Genomic DNA, 16,290 nt, shown 5'->3' on the forward strand with positions numbered 1-16,290 from the left:
AATTAGTGCTCCAGCAGTTTTTGAGCGAACGGGTAGAGCGCCGGAGAACCCCCGCAGTGCATGAAAATAACGGAGCTGCCGGGTGCAATTCGGCCTGTTTCTGCAAGCGCGATCAAGCCGTGCATGGCCTTACCGGTGTAAACCGGATCCAGCAGCACGCCTTCCTGCTGAGCCACCTGATAAATCGCCTCGATGCCGCCGTCGGAAGGCACGCCGTAGGCGCTGCCGACGAAGCCGTCTTCAATCCAGATATCCTGAGGCTGCCAGCTCTGATCCCAGTCCAGCAGGCGTGCGCAGTCATCGGCCATGGCTGAAATGCGGGTCTGGAACCAGTCCGCTTTAGCGCTGACGCTGACGCCGATAATTTGTGTTTTCGGCCAGTAGCGGCGGGCGCCGACGTACAGCCCGGCGAGGGTGCCGCCGGAGCCCGTTGGCGCAACAATAACGTCCGGGGCGGGTTCGCCTGCGGCGCGAAGCTGTGCGTCCATCTCTTCAACCGCGCGAACATAGCCCAGTGCGCCCAGCGCCGTTGCGCCGCCAAGAGGAATGATCATTGGCTTTTCACCTCGTGCCGCCGCCGCATCGGCATGAGCCTGCATGGCACCTTCAATCTGGGTGAAATACCCTTCCGGATCGAGGAACTGCAGTTCGGCGCCAAACAGCTTGTCCAGCAGGAGATTACCCTGGTATGTTTGAGGTTCGTCGCCACGCAGCACCAGCACCGGCTTCATGCCAAACTTACGTGCCGCGGCGGCTACCATTCGGGCATGGTTAGACTGATGGCCGCCGGTGGTGATAACCACTTTCACGCCTTCCCGGCAGGCTTCGGCCATCAGATACTCCAGTTTGCGGACTTTGTTCCCGCCGCCGCCAAAACCGCTGTAGTCGTCGCGTTTAATCTTTACGTTAACGCCCAGCGTCTCGCTGAGACGCGGTAAAGACTCCAGCGGAGTGGGGAAGAATCCTAGCGTAACACGTTCAAAATCATTCACATTTTTCATGCATTATCCTGTCTGGTTCCCGGCGGCTGGCCGTGATTTAAAAGGCGAGTAGCCAGTCATTAAGCGATTGTTGGTAGCGCTGTAAGCCTTTGAGCGTGACAAATTCATTCACGCCGTGGGCGTTGCCGCCGTAGCCAAGACCACCGATGAGAAAAGCTGGCGCTACAGGGGCGAAGGCGTATGCCGGGGCGCAGCCAGGCGCCCAGGGCCAAATTTGCGGCCTGGCCTGCTGCTGGTGATAGCTGGCCATTAGCTCAAGCACGCCCGCATCATCGAGGCTGAAGCGGTAGCCGGGATAGCTGTCGCCCGGCTCCAGTACGGCACCGGCGAGCGCCGGAGTGGCAAGCTGTTCTTTTATCCGCTGCATCAGGCGTTCGCCATTCACCACAGGCGGCGTTCTTAGCACTAAATCGGCGAAGGCTTCAGGAGGAATGACGCCCTGAGCACCGTGCGGCAGGCTGGCGATCTCCGAAATATTCAGTACCGCGCTGCCCAGCAGATAAGCCAGATTGCTGTAGGCGTCACCGCTGATGGAGAATTTTTCGCTGCGGCGGAAAGTGAGTTCGTCGGCCAGGTTAAAATCAAGCGCAAGGTCATCAAGAATCGAGCTGGCCTCTTCGTCCAGTTTGCCCGTTTCGAGCACGCCGTTGGCGTGGGGAGGTGCAAGGACGCTTAACGCCTGCACCAGCCGCCAGACAGGATTATCGATCCACGCCGCGTTGCTGGCGTGAATAGCCGCTGTTGGGCCGCCCCAACTGCCGCCTTTCACAACCAGACGGCCGCCGCTGCGGCCGGTGAAGCCAAGATAAATTCGGGGGGCACCGCCGCCGTACTCACACAGGGAAGGGAAAAGCACCGCTTCTGCCGGAGCAACCGGGCAAGGCTGCTGAGCGAGATAGCGCCGCAGGTTGCCGCTGCCAGTCTCCTCTTCGCCTTCCAGCAGAATTTCAATATTGGTATGCAGCCGCCCCGAGTGATAGAGGTCGCGGACCACCATCAGCATGCCAGCCAGCGGGCCCTTATTGTTCTCTGCGCCCCGGGAAATAAAGACATCGCCTTTATCCGACCAGTGTTTGAGGCCGCCGACGAACGGATCGACCTCCCAGCCTTCTTCGTCGGCGGGCATCACGTCGTACATGTTGTACAGCACCAGGGTACGCGGCGAGCCTATGTCAATGCGCACATGAACCAGCGGGGGAGCCCCGTCCTGAAGCTGTTGGCTTACGGGATACAGCACCTCGGCGTCGGTTTCTTCAACCAGCCAGCGCTCAAGCCACAGCGCGAGCTCGCGCTGCTGGTCGATATAGCCCGCCACGCTGCGGAAGGGGGTGAGCTGGTGCAGGAGATCCAGCGTTGCATCGAGAGGCTTCATAGCCTGATCCTCGGGTTGAGTACCACGTACAGCAAATCAATGATTAGGTTGACCACCACAAACACCAGCGCGGCCAGCAGGACAATCGCCTGCACCAGCGGGAAATCGCGGTTCTGAATCGCCTGTACCGCAAGACGTCCGATGCCGGGCCAGGCAAAGATAATTTCGGTCACCAGCGCACCGCCCAGCAGGGAGGCAAAATACATTCCCTGGACGGTGACCACCGGGATCAGCGCATTGCGCAGGCCGTGACGAATCAGGATACGCCAGGAGCTAAGCCCTTTAGCCTGCGCCGTGCGGATGTAATCCTGGGCGAGAACGTCTATCAGACTGGCGCGAACCAGACGGGCGATGGCGCTCATGTAATAGGCCCCAAGGCTAATCGCCGGCATGATCAGATGGCTGAAAGTGCCGTAGCCGCTCGAGGGCAGCCAGCGCAGATGCAGGCTGAACCAGATAATCATCAGCAGCCCCAGCCAGAAAACGGGCACAGCCTGACCGCTAAAGGCGAGCAGGCGGGCCAGTAAATCCCAGAAGCTGTTGCGCCAGACCGCGCTGACGAGGCCGAGCAGCAGGCCAACGACGGTACTCCACGTCAGAGCAGAAACGGCCAGCAGCAGCGTAGCAGGCACGCGCTGGGCGATAAGCTCGGTAACTGGCTGCTCGTAGCGTAGCGACAGACCGAGATCGCCATGCAGCAGGCCGTTCAAATAATGTCCATATTGCCAGAGCAGCGGGCGGTCAAAGCCCATGGCATGGCGAAAGTTTTCAATTTCCTGCTGGGAAGAGCCGGGCGGCATCATGACCGCAGCCGGGTCGCCGGTCAGGTGCAGACTGTAAAAGATCAGCAGCGAGACGCCGAACATCACCAGCACGGCCTGGGCGAAGCGTGAAAGGATGTAACGCAGCATCAGTCTAGCCTCGTGTCGGTTTTACGCAGCAGGCTATCGCCGAGCAGGTTACAGCCGACTACCAGCGCCGCAATAATTATCCCAGGCCACAGGACAAGCCATTCCGCCAGCAGCATATAGGATCGCCCTTCACCAATCAGGTTGCCAAGGGTTGGGGTGGGAGGCTGAATACCCATGCCGAGGAAACCAATCGAGGCTTCGAGCACAATAAGCCTCGGGATATCCAGCGTCAGCAGCACAACCAGCGGCGTAGCGAGGTTAGGGAGGATGTGGCGCAGCAAAATGCGCGGCGTGGAAAAGCCCATCGCGCGCACCGCTTCAATATATTCCAGCTCACGCAACTCGAGCGTTTTGGCGCGCGCCACGCGGGCGTAAATCGCCCAGCTGGTTACACCCATGATCAGAATAATGTTTTCCAACGAAGTGCCAAACAGCGCCATCACCAGCAAAATCAGCAAAATAAACGGCACCGCCAGCTGAATATCCATCAGGCGCATTATGACGGCATCCAGCCAGCCGCCAATGTAGCCTGCCAGCATCCCCAGCAGCGTGCCGATAACGGCGGCAATTGCCGCCGCCAGTAGTACCACCATCAGGGAAAGGCGGGTACCCGCCAGGATCCTTGACAGCAAATCGCGCCCGAGCTGATCGGTGCCAAGCCAGTGCATGCCGCTCGCCGTTTCGCTGCCCGGCGGCAGGAAGGTCTCCGCCAGGTTGTTGGTTAACGGGTCAGGCAATGGCAGCCACGGGGCTACCAGCGCCAGCAGAATGACCGTACCGAGCAAAAAGCCCCCCAGCACGCCGTCACCTGAAATCAGGCGACGAGGGCGACGGGTCAGGGCGCGTCCTGGGAAAATCATTTCAGCCTCAGGTCAAACAGCGGGATACGCGCGTCGGCCCTGCCGGTAAAGGTCAGGTTATCGCTATTGGCGTACAGAGAGTCCTCGCGGTATAACGGGATAAGCGGCTGCTCTTTAGCGACCACTTTCTGGATATCCTGCAGGATAACTTCACGCTTTTTCGCATCAACTGTGGAGCGGCTGGCGTTCAGCAGTTTATCCAGCTCGGGATTGCTGACCGTGGAGTACGGCTCGCCGGAGTGCAGAATAGGGTACAGCGCGGCATCGGCGTCCAGCGTCTGGGTTGAACCCCACGCCAGCATATACATCTCCGCCTGTTTACCAGAGGCGACCTGCTGGGTGTAAACCGACCATTCAGGAACCTCAAGCTGTGCCTTCACGCCGATAGCGGCCAGATCCTGCACGATCGCCTGGGCCACTTCGGCACTGGCAATATAGCGGCGCGGGGCCTGGAATTTGAGAGTGAAACCGTCCGGATAACCGGCTTCCTTAAGCAACGCTTTGGCTTTGGCGACATCCTGCTCAGGTGCCGGGACATTCAGATACCCAAAGTCCTTCGCGCCAGCCATGGTGCCGGTTGGCGTGCCAAAACCATGCAGCAGCTGGCTGGTGTAGGCTTGACGATTCAGCGCCAGCGACAGCGCCTGACGCACGCGGGCATCACTTAAAGGTTTCTCACCATTCTTCAGGCCGAGATAGATCGTCAGCCCGCCGCCTTTTACCTGCTCAAGATGTATGCCAGGCTTATTTTTTAGCGTCGCTACCAGGTCGGCTGGTACGCTGTCAACCAGCTGGACCTCCCCGGTTAATAAGGCGGTGATGCGGGCCGTCGCCTCCGGGATTGGGCGCCAGGTCACCTGGTCAATAGTCGGTTTGCCACGCCAATAGTGTGGATTAGCCTGCATAACGACACGTTCATCTGGTATAAATTCTTTTAAAGTATATGCTCCACTACCAATAGGTTTTCGTGCAAATTCTGCAGCACCGACTTTACTTACATAGGCAGGAGGAACGATATAGGTCGGATAACGGCTCATGCGCGTTGGCAGCAGCGGATCCGGGCCGTCGGTATGAATGCGAACCTGGTAGTCTCCGCTGACTTCCACGGACTTGATAGTGCGGATATATGAAATGGTTGGCGCGTGGTTTGCCGGGTCAAGAATGCGGTCGATGGAGAATTTTACCGCCGCGGCGTTTACCGGTTCACCGTTGGTGAAGGTCACTCCAGGACGCAGGTCAAATTGCCATGTCGTATCATCCAGCGCTTTCCAGGAAGTGGCCAGGCCCGGCTGAAGCTGCATGTTTTTATCACGCAGCACAAGAGTATCGAAAATATTGTCCACCAGGGTGGCGGCTTCTTTAAGAAAACCGGGATCCATCGCGGTGGCGGAAGCAGGTTGGGCTATAACTAATTCACTTGCGTAGCTAAAGGGGGTTACCAGGCTAATTAATACAGCCAGAGTTGCGAGTTTACGGCCGGATGCTTTCATTGTAGTCAATCCCTATACGTTACCGTCTAAATTATTGACGGATATCGAATGTTTCGTCAGGTTAATTCGCATGGTGGTATAAATTTGTGGTAAGAGTACATGATATATCCTATATACTCCATTGATGACAAGCCAGTTATTAAACTGCAAATACAAAGTAGTTATTTTGCTATAGGAAATAAACATGCTTGACTTAGAAAAAGCGCAAAGAATGAGTTTAACCATGCAAGTTGAGGCACGGTTAAAGAGTGCGTTGATTGTCGGAACCTTAAAACCCGGCGCAAGATTAGTGACCAAAGAGATTGCTGAACAGCTTGGTACCAGCATTACGCCGGTGCGTGAGGCGCTTTTGCGCCTGGTCTCTTCCGGGGCGCTTGATGCTACGCCAGCGCAGGCTTTTTTGGTGCCGGAAATTTCTCTGGGGCGTTACCATGAAATTACGACCATTCGTAAAAATCTGGAAGGTATGGCTGTAGAGCAGGCCGCGCGCTATATGGACAAAACCAAGCTCGCCCGCCTGAAGCAACTTTGTGATGCGTTTCTTGAAGCAAAACATGTCAGCGTTGAGGCGGCGCTTCAGGCCAACCGGGAGTTTCGTTTCCAGCTGTTCGAGTACGCAGAGATGCCAACGCTCACCGTGTTAATTGAGCAGCTTTGGGTGCGCATCGGCCCGTGCTTTAATTATCTCTACCCGCAGTCGGAAGAAATGAGTCAAAGACATCACAATTACGACGATCTTCTGGAGGCATTGGCCGAAAAGGACGAGAAACGCAGCGTGAAAGCAATTCATAAAGCGATTGATGACGGTGCGGATATTTTGCGCCGCCAGTACTTTGGCTAAATAACGGACAGCTTCAATCTATTTACTCACAATAAATAAATGGCCTTTCATGCTGCCCTGGAGATGTTCAGGTTTAGCAAACAAAAAGGCCATTATTTATATTTATGGCAATATTTATTGCCATGATTCCACGGAATCCTCGTTAACTTAGCGCCTGCGCAAGATCTGCCTGCAAATCACCTACATCCTCAATACCCACCGACAGGCGAATCAGCTGCGGCACAATGCCGTTACTTAGCCGCTGCTCAAGGGGAATTGAGGCGTGGGTCATGCTGTATGGCTGACTGACCAGGCTTTCTACGCCGCCCAGGCTTTCCGCGAGGGTAAACAGCTTCAGCTTACGAATCACTTCCTCAGCTCGTTTCTCATCGCCGCGAACCACAATCGAGATCATGCCGCCAGGCTGCGACATTTGCTGACGGGCGAGGGAGTACTGCGGATGAGTCTCCAGCCATGGAAAATAGACTTTCTCCACTTCAGGATGCTCCTGCAACCACTGAGCCAGCCGGAGGGCGTTGCTGCTGTGGCGCTCCATACGCAGCGCCAGGGTACGGATCCCGCGCAGCGTAAGGAAGCTGCTGAACGGATCAAGCACGCCGCCGACCGCATTTTGCAAATAGCCAAGCTGCTGCGCCAGCTCTGCGCTGGCACCGACCACCGCCAACCCGGCTACAACATCGGAATGACCGTTCAGGTATTTCGTCGCCGAATGCACCACGATGTCAAAGCCGGATTCCAGAGGACGCTGGAGCGCGGGAGAGGCGAAGGTGTTGTCGGCCACGCTTATCAGGCGATGACGTTGAGCGATATCGGCAATGGCAGCAAGGTCAGCGAGTTTAAGCAGCGGGTTTGTTGGCGTCTCAACCCAAATCATTCGCGTCTCTGGGCGAATCGCGGCCTCAAGTCCGGCCAGATCGTCAGGCTTCACCCAGCTAACCTGCAGGGCGGCGCTGCGTTTGCGGACGTTTTCAATCAGCCGCCACGTGCCGCCATATACGTCGTCAACGGCGATAATATGGCTGCCGCTATCGAGCAGCTCGAGGATGGTGGAGATAGCCGCCAGTCCGGACGCAAATGCGTAACCGCGCTGGCCACCTTCGAGTTCGGCGATGGCCGTTTCCAGCGCCTGGCGCGTTGGGTTCCCGCTACGTGAGTATTCAAAGCCGGTGTGCTGGCCCGGTGCCGGCTGGGCAAAAGTGGAAGTCGCATAAATTGGCGGCATTACCGCGCCGTGCGCGTCATCAAAAGTGCCGCTGTGTACGCTTTGCGTGGCAAACTTATTCATGAATTCTCCTTAATAGTTACGCCAGGTTTTGCTGACTGAGCCAGCGATCGTTAAACATTTTTGATAAGTATTTATTGCCGCTGTCGCAGGCGAAAGTGACCACGCGCTTTGGCGTGCGCTGCGCCTGGCAGTAACGCAGCGCGGCGGCCAGCAGAGTCCCCGTTGAAGAACCTGCAAGTATCCCTTCGTGGGTTAACAGCGCGCGGGCGGTAGCAAACGCCTCCCGGTCACTGATGCGGTAGGCATGCTGTACGCGTTCGAAGTCGGCGAGCGCTGGCACAAAGTCTTCGCCAATGCCTTCCACCAGCCAGCTCCCCACTTCACCGTATTGGCCGTGCTCAACCACGTCTGCAAGAATAGATCCGCAAGGATCGGCGAGGACAAATTCGGTTTGCGGCGAATGCTGGTGGAAAAATTGCTGCAGGCCCCCCAGCGTACCGCCGGAGCCAACGCCGACAACGATGGCGTCGATGTGCCCCTCGGTCTGCTCCCAAAGCTCAACCGCAGTGCCGGTGGTATGCGCAAGCGGGTTAGCCAGGTTTGAAAACTGGTCGATGTAAAAGCTGCCGGGAATATCCGCCGCCAGCCGCAGGGCATAATCCTGGTAATATTCAGGATGGCCTTTGGTCACGTCGGAACGGGTCAGGCGCACGTCCACACCCAGCGCTCGCAGGTGGAAGATTTTCTCCTGGCTCATTTTGTCCGGCACCACCAGTATCAGTGGGTAGCCTTTTTGCGTGGCAATCAGCGCCAGCCCAAGCCCGGTATTGCCCGCCGTTGCTTCAATAATCGTGCCGCCGGGCAGCAGCTTGCCGCTGCGTTCGGCGTGTTCAATCATCGACAGGGCAACGCGATCTTTAATCGAGCCACCAGGATTTTGGTTTTCCAGCTTAAGCAGAAGCTCACAGCTGCCGGTATCGAGGTGATTGAGCCGCAACAGCGGAGTGTGGCCTATCAGGTCCAGTACGGAATCAGCGATCATCGTTATCTCACAACATGAAAAGTGTTCATGTGTGGATGATAGGGCGGTGAATTACCGCTTATAAAGAACATAAACCCGTCGTTTAGATCTGAAAGTAATATAATGTGCTGTTTTGGCGGTAGGGAAGGAAAGCCGTTCGGATGTCCGGAATGGGGGATGGCTAAATACGGCAATGTTTAGCGATTTATGGCGATTTTTTAAACAAAAAAGCCAGCGACTTATGCGCTGGCTGACTTTAAATCTGCAAAATTGTACTAAGCGCGAGGCTAGCTACTGCGGCGGTCGCGGATCCAGTCCTGCACCTCAATAGCAAACTCGTCCGGAGCCTTTCGGTACATACGGCGAGCCAGATCCAGCACGGTATGCTGGGCCAGCGCCTCTTCCATGCGCTGCTGGGCGATGTTCATCACGGCCCGTACGCCGCAGAGTCCTTCGCAGGCCCATTCTGGCGGTTTTTCATCAAAAACCGCCAGCCGCTGGCGTATTTCTTTGCAGTCGAAAATGCTTTTCTCACCGTCGATGGCTTCCACAATGTCCAGCACGCTGATCTGGTCAGGCGGGCGGGAAAGGGTAAAGCCGCCGCCTTTGCCTTCGCTGCTGATGACGAGTCCCGCTCTGGAGAGCCTGGTGAAAATTTTACCGAGATAGTCGTACGGCACGCCCTGTAGCTCGGCGATTTCACGCACGTTCATTTCGCGGCCTTCGCCTTTACCATCCACCATGCATATCAGGCTGTGAATCCCGTACTCCACGCCTGAACTGTAAAACGCCATGCTGCCTCCGACCCGTTTAATCCAGGTAATGTAGGGATTTTGACCACGCTATGCAATCCATAACCCTGAAACCAGGCGCTGAAAATAAACTACGAAAGATCTTGTCGTAGTTAACTCCGATAAGTATAGTCGCAGTCGTTGGCCACTGAGGGCCTTTAGCGGAGTAGAACCATGCAACAGAAGATCCTGATCCTTGGCGCCGGCTTCGCCGGTATGTGGGCGGCCCTGAGCGCGGCAAGACTGGCGGCAATGCACGACCGCGAAGATATTGAAATTACCGTGCTGGCCCCTCAGCCGGAGCTGCGCGTTCGCCCACGTTTCTACGAAACCGAGGTAGCTTCGCTGGTCGCTCCGCTTCAGCCGCTGTTTGACGTCACCGGCGTGACCTTTGTAAAGGGTGAAGCCCAGCGCATCGACAGCGTAAATCAGTGCGTCTGGTACCGGGACGAGCAGGGCAGCAGCACGCCTCGCCAGTACGACCGTCTGGTCCTGGCGACGGGCAGCAACCTGAAACGCGATCTGATTAAAGGTGCGGCGAAACATGCTTTCGACCTCGACCAGCTCGAGAGCGCGCTGCGTCTTGAGCAGCATATCGCTGCATTAGCGCAACAGCCTGAGAGCGAGGCCCGTAATACCGTAGTCGTCTGTGGCGGTGGGTTTACCGGCATTGAGATGGCCACTGAACTGCCAGGCAGGCTTCGTGCCGTTCTCGGCGATAAGGCAGCGACTCGCGTTATTGTGGTTGAGCGGGGCGATAAAATCGGTGGGCGTTACAGCAGCGAGCTGCGGGATGTGATAGCCACGGCCAGCGAAGAACTTGATGTAGAGTGGCGTCTGAATGCCGAAGTCCATGAAGTTGATGCCGGTGGCATTGTTCTGGCCGACGGTGAACGCATTGCATCCAGTACCGTCATTCTGACAGCAGGCGTACAGGCAAGTCCGTTAACGGAGCAGATTAGCGCTCCGCGTGATAAACAGGGTCGCCTGCACGTGGATGCATTTTTGCGGGTGGAAGGGCAGCCAGCCATTTTTGCTACCGGCGACGTCGCGCGTGCCGAGACGGATGATTTGGGGAATCTGGCGCTGATGACCTGCCAGCATGCAATCATGCTCGGCCGTTTTGTTGGCTATAACGTTGCGGCAAGCCTCCTGGACGTGGCGCCTCTGCCATATCGACAGGTTAACTACGTCACCTGCCTCGATCTCGGCAACTGGGGCGCGGTGTTTACCGAGGGCTGGGAGCAGAAGGTGACGAAGGTGCGTGAAGAGGCGAAGAAAATTAAGTTGTCGATTACCCAGGAGCTGATTTACCCGCCGGTGGCAGACAGAAAAATTGCCTTTGAAACGGCGGATCCGTTAGCGCCGTTCGTCTAAGCGACTTATCATGCTGCCAAATGTTTACCAGGAGGCAGCATGGCTAACGACATCACCTTTTTCCGCCGTTTTGAACACGACATTGTTGCCGGGCTCAAAACCATCACCCTGCGGGACAGCAGCGAATCACATTTTCAGCCCGGCCAGCGTTTACGCGTGGGCCGCTATGAAGACGACGTGTATTTCTGCACTATCGACGTCATCAGCGTAACGCCGGTGCTGCTTGACGATCTGGACGATGAGCACGCCCGCCAGGAGAACATGACGCTGGCAGAGCTCAAACAGGTGATTGGTGAAATCTATCCGGGCTTGAATGCGCTGTACGAAATATCATTCCGTCTGGTCAACCAGCCTGGCTAGCGAAAACACCCGAAACGTAGCTTCGGGTGTCTGTCTTCATGACAAGGAAGCGTCTTTCTTCCTTAGATGTTAGCCCCAAGGGCTAGGCCGGCTGGCTTGCCTGCTTCAACATCTGGTAAAGCTCTTGTTTTACCCTCAGTTTTTCTTTCTTCATCTGCACGACTTCATCGTTATATCCCGTCCCTTGCGGCCCCTCCTTGCGCATAATCTCGCTGTCGAGACGGTTGTGTTTGTTGCACAGGCTGAGAAAGCGGGGGTTTTCGGACTTCAGGTGGGAAATCAAATCACGGTACTCAGGAAACATGTCAGGCCTCCCTGGTCAGATGGTAGGTGAGTGGATGAACATCAAGCTGATGTCAACTTCAGTGTAGAACCTGATTTGTGATAAGGGAAAGGACAAAAATGCATCGTTTTGTTAATTTGCGATGCCGCCAGCACCGAACTGTAATAGATGTCATTCCCATTTACATCGGGGGAAGGATAACGGCGCTAAATGATAAAGACACACCTCATCACGTACACTAAGATATGTCTGTGATATATCTTACATGCTCAAAGGGTACGCTATGACAACGCAAAAAAAGGCTAAAAAAGTGCCGGTTCGGGTTCGTAACGAACTGAAATTTCGTCAACTAACGGTAAAAACTAAAACGTTTATCGCCAATACGTTCTACCGCGTGGTATTCACCAGCCCGCAGCTGGCAGACTTTTCCTCCCAGGGGTTTGACGACCATATTAAAGTCTTCTTCCCGGCGGAAAACGGAGTATTTACCCCGCCACAAATCACCAGCGAAGGGATTGTCTGGGGCGAAGGGGTTCGCCCGCAGTCGCGCGACTACACGCCGCTGGATTTTGACGCCGAACGCGGTGAACTAACCCTGGATTTCTACCTGCACGATGGTGGCGTCGCCAGCGGCTGGGCGAAGAACGCACAGCCGAACGACAAGTTGTTCATCGGCGGCCCCCGTGGTTCTCTGGTCACCCCAACGGATTATCGCTGGCAGCTCTACATCACCGATGAAAGTGGGCTTCCTGCCGTTGGTCGTCGCCTGCAGTCCCTGAGCGCGGATGTTCAGGTCCAGGTGCTGGTGAACTGCCGCAATACTGACTGCCTCAGCTATTTGCCTGCAGCAAATGTCCGGGCGCTGAGCTATGAAGAGATCGCCGCATACCTGAAGCAGGTCGAGATCCCGGCAGAGGACTACTACATCTGGATTGTGGGTGAAGGAAAGCAGGCAAAAGCGCTGGGGGATTATTTGCTGGAACAACGCGGGCTTGATGCTGACCTGGTTCGCGCCGTCGCCTACTGGCATGATAAATAAGGCGACCGACCATGCGTATTCATCATGAACAAAACCATCCGGAAGGGCGTGCCCGCCATCGCCGTGAACGCCTGTTTGACGCCAACGACATCCGCCTGCTGATTCTGCATCTTTTGGCTGGCGGCCCGGCGCACGGCTACGAGCTTATAAAGTCCATTGAAAGCCTGGCGAAAGGGGAATATGTGCCGAGCCCCGGCATTATTTATCCTAACCTGACGCTGATGGAGGAAATGGGCTTAATCACGGTGGGCGAAGGGCAGAGCGGGAAAAAATCCTTCACGCTGACGGCAGAAGGAAAAACCTCGCTTGAACAGCAGCAGTCCGAACTGGAAGCGGTGACCACCAGGCTGGCCACCCTCGGCGTTCTCGGCGGCAACCGCCGTTTACCCGAGGTACAGCGGGCGATTCATAACTTCAAAACGGCGCTGCACGCTAAACTGGGCAGCACTGAGCTTTCGAAAGAGACGCTGTACAAAATCATCGACACGCTGGATCAGGCGGCCAAAGACATCGAGCGTAGTTAGTGTCAGCCAGGGCGTTGAGCTTTCAGCGCCCCGGCTTGCTATTTAGCCTTCACAGCGTACCATACCGTTTTCAAAGTCGGAAAAGATGTGCCGCAGTGAACAATCCCGATAGCGTTTTTCAGCGCCTTATACGCTCCCCGTTTCGCCAGCGTTTCCAGCTCGGCCCAAAAGAACGCCAGTACTGTATCGATAAAGGCCCGGAAACCGTCACCCGCCACGCCGAAGAGTTTATCGCCCTCCGCCTGGCACCTGCCGAGCCGAAAAACGACGGCAAACAAACGCCCATGCGCGGCCACCCGGTTTTTATTGCCCAACATGCCACGGCGACCTGCTGCAGAGGCTGCCTGGTTAAATGGCACGCGATACCGGCGGGAAGAGCGCTGACCGATGAAGAGCAGCGCTATGTGGTGGGCATTTTATATCGCTGGCTAACGGCACAAATGACGGGGCAAAAACCTTAAGCTCAATGCCGTAAGGGCACTACTGTTTCACAGCAGCGGGGCGTGATTTTTCGAAGCGAATATCTTCGCCGTCTTGCTCACCCACCGGCTGCCAGCCGTGGCGTTGATAAAAGTTTGCAGCACGGCTGCCTGCTGCCGTTTCCAGCCAGATGGTGGGCTGTTGGGCAAACAGAAACGCCTCGGCTTTTTTCAGCAGCAGCTTACCAACGCCCAGACCTTCAAACTGCGGCAGGACGAACATCGCAAACAGGCAGGCCTCTTCGGCAGTCACCATGGCAAAACCAGCGGGCTGACCATCAACGTCTGCCAGCCAGATGCATGGGGATTCGGCAATAATATCCGCAATAGTCTGCGGTGTGATGCCCATTTCCGCCATTTCTTCGCGCGAAAGATGGTTCTCATTGACGCTGGTACGGATGGAGAAAAGCGTCTCGATATCGTCCCGTGTGGCATCACGGAGGGTCAGGATAGGTGACATAAAATTCCTTTTTAAATGTCCCCCCGGCTTAGCCGGAGGGAAAACGCTTACTGGAAGCTATAGCTGACGTTAACGCCAACGCCGTAGTTACGGCCTGGCGCGGGCTCGAAATAGCGGCCATTGCCTTCGTTAACAATCACCGAGCCTACGTAATCGCGGTCGAGCAGATTATCAACCCGTCCCCAGACGTCCAGCAGCCAGTTTTGCTGCACGTGGAGTTTGTAGCCGGTATTCATTCCCACAGTGGTGTAAGTCGGGGCTTTGGCGCTGTTCTGGTCGTTCGCCTGGATATCGCTCATATAGCGAACGTCTGCGCCCGCGTACCAGCCCTCTTCAGGGACATAGCCCAGGGAGGCATAGCCCATATTGCGGGCGATACCCGGCATTCGGTTGCCGTTGCAGTCGTTTATCCCGCAAACGTTGGTGCGGTAGGTGGCATCGAGGTACGTCCAGGCCATTTTCAACCGCCAGTCTGCGGCGAACTGCTGATCGAGAGAAAGCTCAAGTCCACGGCGGCGAGTTTCACCGGCATTTTTATAGGTCGTGCGCCCACCGCTGCTTTGATCGACCACGATCTCGTTATCGGTGTCGGTCTGGAACAGGGCGGCGGTAAACAGGCCGTTGCCGATGCGGTTTTTACTGCCAACCTCAACCGTGGTGCTGGTAGAGGGCTGCAGAGCAAAGTTCAGCCCGGACGCGCCGTTGTCGCGGTAAGAAAGCTCGTTGATGGTTGGCGTTTCAAACCCACGGCCTGCGGAAGTGTAAACATTCCAGCCGTCATTAACGGCATATTTTAACGAGGCGGCAGGCAACCATTTGTGATAGCTGGCGTTGCCGCTGTCGTCGCCGTTTTTCCCCACGATGTAATAGTCGTTTGAATCAAAGTAGACCGAGCTGTAGCGCACGCCCGCATCCAGGCTGAGTTTATCGGTCAACTGCCACGTGGTTTGCAGGTACGGGTCGAGGTTCCACATCAGATTGCGTTCGTTGCGGCGCAGGTTGCCTTGCTCACCCAGCACCGTTGCGCCATTGACCGTCACAAAGTTCTCATAGCCTTTGCGCTTCTCGGTCATCGTCTCGTAGTCGAGCCCGGTGGTGAAGCTGACAGGCACGCTGCCGAGCCCGCCGTTGTGGGTCCAGCGTGTATCAATACCCTGATAATGTCTCGCCAGCTGAATCACGCCGCCAGGATGGGTTGGGTTTTTCTGTACGACTGCCGGAATAGACTGGTACTGCGTCGTCTCACGCACGCCCGCGTACATCATTACGCTCAGATCATCGTGTTCGCTGAGCTGACGTTCATAGCGCAGGCCGCCCTGGGTTTGCTTCGTTGTTTTTCGCGTATTGTACTGATCTGCGCGAGGCGCCTGTTTTGGATTATCTCGCCATTCCTGCTCGGTAAGGCCGCCCGGATCGTTGGCGTCAATGTCTACGCTGTTGAACAGCAATGTCAGCTTGCTGACGTCATTCAGCCGCACGCCCAGCTTCGCGTTGCCGAGGTTTTTTTGCGAGCTGCTGTGGTCGCGATAGCCCTGAGTGGTGAAGCGAGAGGCGGAAACAGCATAGTCTACGTCACCGGCATGGGTACCGTCGCCGGTTGAACCGGTGGCTTTTACGCTGTTACGCCAGCTGCCAAAGCTGCCGTAATAGCTGCTGGCTTCCAGCGTTGGTGGCTGGCGGCCGGTCTCTGTTTTTACGTAAACCACGCCGCCGGACGAATTGCCATAGAGCGCGGAAAACGGCCCACGAAGTAACTCTACGCTGTCCACGCTGTTCAAATCGATATTTGAGGTTTGCCCCTGACCATCCGGCATCGTAGCCGGAATGCCGTCAACATACATGCGCACGCCGCGCACGCCATACATTGAGCGCGAACCAAAGCCACGCACCGAAAGCTGCAAGTCCTGGGCGTAGTTCTGGCGGTTCTGAATTTGTAAGCCAGGCACGCTGCCGAGATTTTCCGAAAGGTTTATCCGGGGCGCGGCCTGGCGCAGGTCATCGCCGTAAACCACGCTAACCGCCGCCGGCGTATCCAGTTCAGAGACGGTTGTCGGTTTCGCGGTGATCAGCAGGGTGGTTTCGTCAGTTTGCTGTGTAGCGGCAGCCTGCGCAAAGCAGGGCGTCAAAGCCGGGATCAGGAGAAGGGCGGTTTTACCGCCGCGGAGTTTGTTTTTCGGAGTTGTTTTCATCAGGGGGTGTTTACGGCATGTGCCAATTGTCAGGATCGTGAAGTTTCTATGTTAGTTCCTGTGTTTA

The 16,290-nt window shown here is 56.2% G+C and carries 16 protein-coding genes and 1 pseudogene; 6 read left to right on the forward strand and 11 right to left on the reverse strand.

The annotated features are described in order from the left end of the window. Positions 1-2 precede the first annotated feature (2 nt). From EL098_RS10855 to EL098_RS10875, 5 genes are read right to left on the reverse strand one after another with little or no spacing between them, the layout of a single operon-like run. The gene (locus tag EL098_RS10855) at positions 3-1,001 is read right to left on the reverse strand and encodes a 1-aminocyclopropane-1-carboxylate deaminase/D-cysteine desulfhydrase (protein WP_126356227.1); all 999 of its coding nucleotides are present in this window, start codon (positions 999-1,001) and stop codon (positions 3-5) included. Between the two features lie 37 nt (positions 1,002-1,038). Beyond that, on the reverse strand, positions 1,039-2,373 hold the full coding sequence (locus EL098_RS10860) for a M20 family metallopeptidase (protein ID WP_126356228.1): 1,335 nt from the start codon (positions 2,371-2,373) through the stop codon (positions 1,039-1,041). Further along, positions 2,370-3,284: an ABC transporter permease gene (locus EL098_RS10865; protein WP_126356229.1), complete on the reverse strand. Its 915-nt coding sequence runs from the start codon at positions 3,282-3,284 to the stop codon at positions 2,370-2,372. Before EL098_RS10865 ends, EL098_RS10860 begins: the two co-directional genes overlap by 4 nt. Next, positions 3,284-4,144 (reverse strand): ABC transporter permease, encoded by an 861-nt coding sequence (locus tag EL098_RS10870; RefSeq protein WP_126356230.1) that lies wholly within the window; start codon positions 4,142-4,144, stop codon positions 3,284-3,286. Before EL098_RS10870 ends, EL098_RS10865 begins: the two co-directional genes overlap by 1 nt. After that, positions 4,141-5,634, reverse strand: coding sequence for an ABC transporter substrate-binding protein (locus EL098_RS10875; RefSeq protein ID WP_126356231.1), 1,494 nt, complete (start codon positions 5,632-5,634; stop codon positions 4,141-4,143). Before EL098_RS10875 ends, EL098_RS10870 begins: the two co-directional genes overlap by 4 nt. Positions 5,635-5,818: 184 nt before the next feature. Here EL098_RS10875 and EL098_RS10880 point away from each other — a divergent pair, with 184 nt between their 5' ends. Beyond that, positions 5,819-6,475 carry a GntR family transcriptional regulator gene (locus EL098_RS10880; protein ID WP_126356232.1) on the forward strand — a complete coding sequence of 219 codons (657 nt, stop codon included), beginning with the start codon at positions 5,819-5,821 and terminating at the stop codon, positions 6,473-6,475. 142 nt (positions 6,476-6,617) lie between these two features. On the opposite strand, the gene EL098_RS10885 is transcribed toward EL098_RS10880, so the two are convergent. The 3 genes and pseudogenes from EL098_RS10885 to EL098_RS10895 form a co-directional block, all read right to left on the reverse strand. Next, positions 6,618-7,760 (reverse strand): trans-sulfuration enzyme family protein, encoded by a 1,143-nt coding sequence (locus EL098_RS10885; protein ID WP_126356233.1) that lies wholly within the window; start codon positions 7,758-7,760, stop codon positions 6,618-6,620. 22 nt (positions 7,761-7,782) lie between these two features. Continuing rightward, a pseudogene (locus tag EL098_RS10890) lies at positions 7,783-8,742 on the reverse strand (PLP-dependent cysteine synthase family protein); the annotation flags it as partial. Between the two features lie 266 nt (positions 8,743-9,008). Beyond that, positions 9,009-9,515 (reverse strand): RrF2 family transcriptional regulator, encoded by a 507-nt coding sequence (locus tag EL098_RS10895; RefSeq protein ID WP_126356235.1) that lies wholly within the window; start codon positions 9,513-9,515, stop codon positions 9,009-9,011. A 171-nt stretch (positions 9,516-9,686) separates the two neighbouring features. Here EL098_RS10895 and EL098_RS10900 point away from each other — a divergent pair, with 171 nt between their 5' ends. Together EL098_RS10900 and yqfB are read left to right on the forward strand one after the other, a co-directional pair. Continuing rightward, on the forward strand, positions 9,687-10,889 hold the full coding sequence (locus tag EL098_RS10900; RefSeq protein WP_126356236.1) for an NAD(P)/FAD-dependent oxidoreductase: 1,203 nt from the start codon (positions 9,687-9,689) through the stop codon (positions 10,887-10,889). A gap of 39 nt (positions 10,890-10,928) precedes the next feature. After that, complete coding sequence (gene yqfB / locus EL098_RS10905) at positions 10,929-11,249, forward strand: N(4)-acetylcytidine aminohydrolase (RefSeq protein WP_126356237.1); 321 nt, start codon at positions 10,929-10,931, stop codon at positions 11,247-11,249. An 82-nt stretch (positions 11,250-11,331) separates the two neighbouring features. On the opposite strand, the gene EL098_RS10910 is transcribed toward yqfB, so the two are convergent. Beyond that, the gene (locus EL098_RS10910) at positions 11,332-11,553 is read right to left on the reverse strand and encodes a YdcH family protein (RefSeq protein ID WP_038472217.1); all 222 of its coding nucleotides are present in this window, start codon (positions 11,551-11,553) and stop codon (positions 11,332-11,334) included. Positions 11,554-11,815: 262 nt separating this feature from the next. Between EL098_RS10910 and EL098_RS10915 the strand changes: the two genes are divergently transcribed. The 3 genes from EL098_RS10915 to EL098_RS10925 all read left to right on the forward strand — a co-directional run bounded on the left by EL098_RS10915 (position 11,816) and on the right by EL098_RS10925 (position 13,556). Then, the gene (locus EL098_RS10915; RefSeq protein WP_126356238.1) at positions 11,816-12,571 is read left to right on the forward strand and encodes a siderophore-interacting protein; all 756 of its coding nucleotides are present in this window, start codon (positions 11,816-11,818) and stop codon (positions 12,569-12,571) included. Between the two features lie 11 nt (positions 12,572-12,582). Beyond that, positions 12,583-13,095 (forward strand): PadR family transcriptional regulator, encoded by a 513-nt coding sequence (locus EL098_RS10920; protein ID WP_126356239.1) that lies wholly within the window; start codon positions 12,583-12,585, stop codon positions 13,093-13,095. Positions 13,096-13,190: 95 nt separating this feature from the next. Further along, the gene (locus EL098_RS10925; RefSeq protein ID WP_126356240.1) at positions 13,191-13,556 is read left to right on the forward strand and encodes a DUF4186 domain-containing protein; all 366 of its coding nucleotides are present in this window, start codon (positions 13,191-13,193) and stop codon (positions 13,554-13,556) included. 19 nt (positions 13,557-13,575) lie between these two features. Here the strand turns inward: EL098_RS10925 and EL098_RS10930 are convergent, their stop codons facing one another. Together EL098_RS10930 and pqqU are read right to left on the reverse strand one after the other, a co-directional pair. After that, the gene (locus EL098_RS10930; RefSeq protein WP_126356241.1) at positions 13,576-14,034 is read right to left on the reverse strand and encodes a GNAT family N-acetyltransferase; all 459 of its coding nucleotides are present in this window, start codon (positions 14,032-14,034) and stop codon (positions 13,576-13,578) included. A 47-nt stretch (positions 14,035-14,081) separates the two neighbouring features. Then, positions 14,082-16,223 (reverse strand): TonB-dependent receptor PqqU, encoded by a 2,142-nt coding sequence (pqqU, locus tag EL098_RS10935; protein ID WP_126356242.1) that lies wholly within the window; start codon positions 16,221-16,223, stop codon positions 14,082-14,084. Positions 16,224-16,290 lie beyond the last annotated feature (67 nt).

The organism is Cedecea lapagei, from assembly GCF_900635955.1.
In the GTDB taxonomy this organism is placed as follows: domain Bacteria; phylum Pseudomonadota; class Gammaproteobacteria; order Enterobacterales; family Enterobacteriaceae; genus Cedecea; species Cedecea lapagei.

Bases quoted from the DNA above. Each gene is read 5' to 3' on its own strand.
- EL098_RS10885 (WP_126356233.1), bottom strand. From the start codon at position 7,760: ATGAATAAGTTTGCCACGCAAAGCGTACACAGCGGCACTTTTGATGAC.
- EL098_RS10895 (WP_126356235.1), bottom strand. From the start codon at position 9,515: ATGGCGTTTTACAGTTCAGGCGTGGAGTACGGGATTCACAGCCTGATA.
- EL098_RS10870 (WP_126356230.1), bottom strand. From the start codon at position 4,144: ATGATTTTCCCAGGACGCGCCCTGACCCGTCGCCCTCGTCGCCTGATT.
- EL098_RS10860 (WP_126356228.1), bottom strand. From the start codon at position 2,373: ATGAAGCCTCTCGATGCAACGCTGGATCTCCTGCACCAGCTCACCCCC.
- pqqU (WP_126356242.1), bottom strand. From the start codon at position 16,223: ATGAAAACAACTCCGAAAAACAAACTCCGCGGCGGTAAAACCGCCCTT.
- EL098_RS10900 (WP_126356236.1), top strand. From the start codon at position 9,687: ATGCAACAGAAGATCCTGATCCTTGGCGCCGGCTTCGCCGGTATGTGG.
- EL098_RS10875 (WP_126356231.1), bottom strand. From the start codon at position 5,634: ATGAAAGCATCCGGCCGTAAACTCGCAACTCTGGCTGTATTAATTAGC.
- EL098_RS10880 (WP_126356232.1), top strand. From the start codon at position 5,819: ATGCTTGACTTAGAAAAAGCGCAAAGAATGAGTTTAACCATGCAAGTT.
- EL098_RS10910 (WP_038472217.1), bottom strand. From the start codon at position 11,553: ATGTTTCCTGAGTACCGTGATTTGATTTCCCACCTGAAGTCCGAAAAC.
- EL098_RS10855 (WP_126356227.1), bottom strand. From the start codon at position 1,001: ATGAAAAATGTGAATGATTTTGAACGTGTTACGCTAGGATTCTTCCCC.
- EL098_RS10915 (WP_126356238.1), top strand. From the start codon at position 11,816: ATGACAACGCAAAAAAAGGCTAAAAAAGTGCCGGTTCGGGTTCGTAAC.
- yqfB (WP_126356237.1), top strand. From the start codon at position 10,929: ATGGCTAACGACATCACCTTTTTCCGCCGTTTTGAACACGACATTGTT.
- EL098_RS10865 (WP_126356229.1), bottom strand. From the start codon at position 3,284: ATGCTGCGTTACATCCTTTCACGCTTCGCCCAGGCCGTGCTGGTGATG.
- EL098_RS10930 (WP_126356241.1), bottom strand. From the start codon at position 14,034: ATGTCACCTATCCTGACCCTCCGTGATGCCACACGGGACGATATCGAG.
- EL098_RS10920 (WP_126356239.1), top strand. From the start codon at position 12,583: ATGCGTATTCATCATGAACAAAACCATCCGGAAGGGCGTGCCCGCCAT.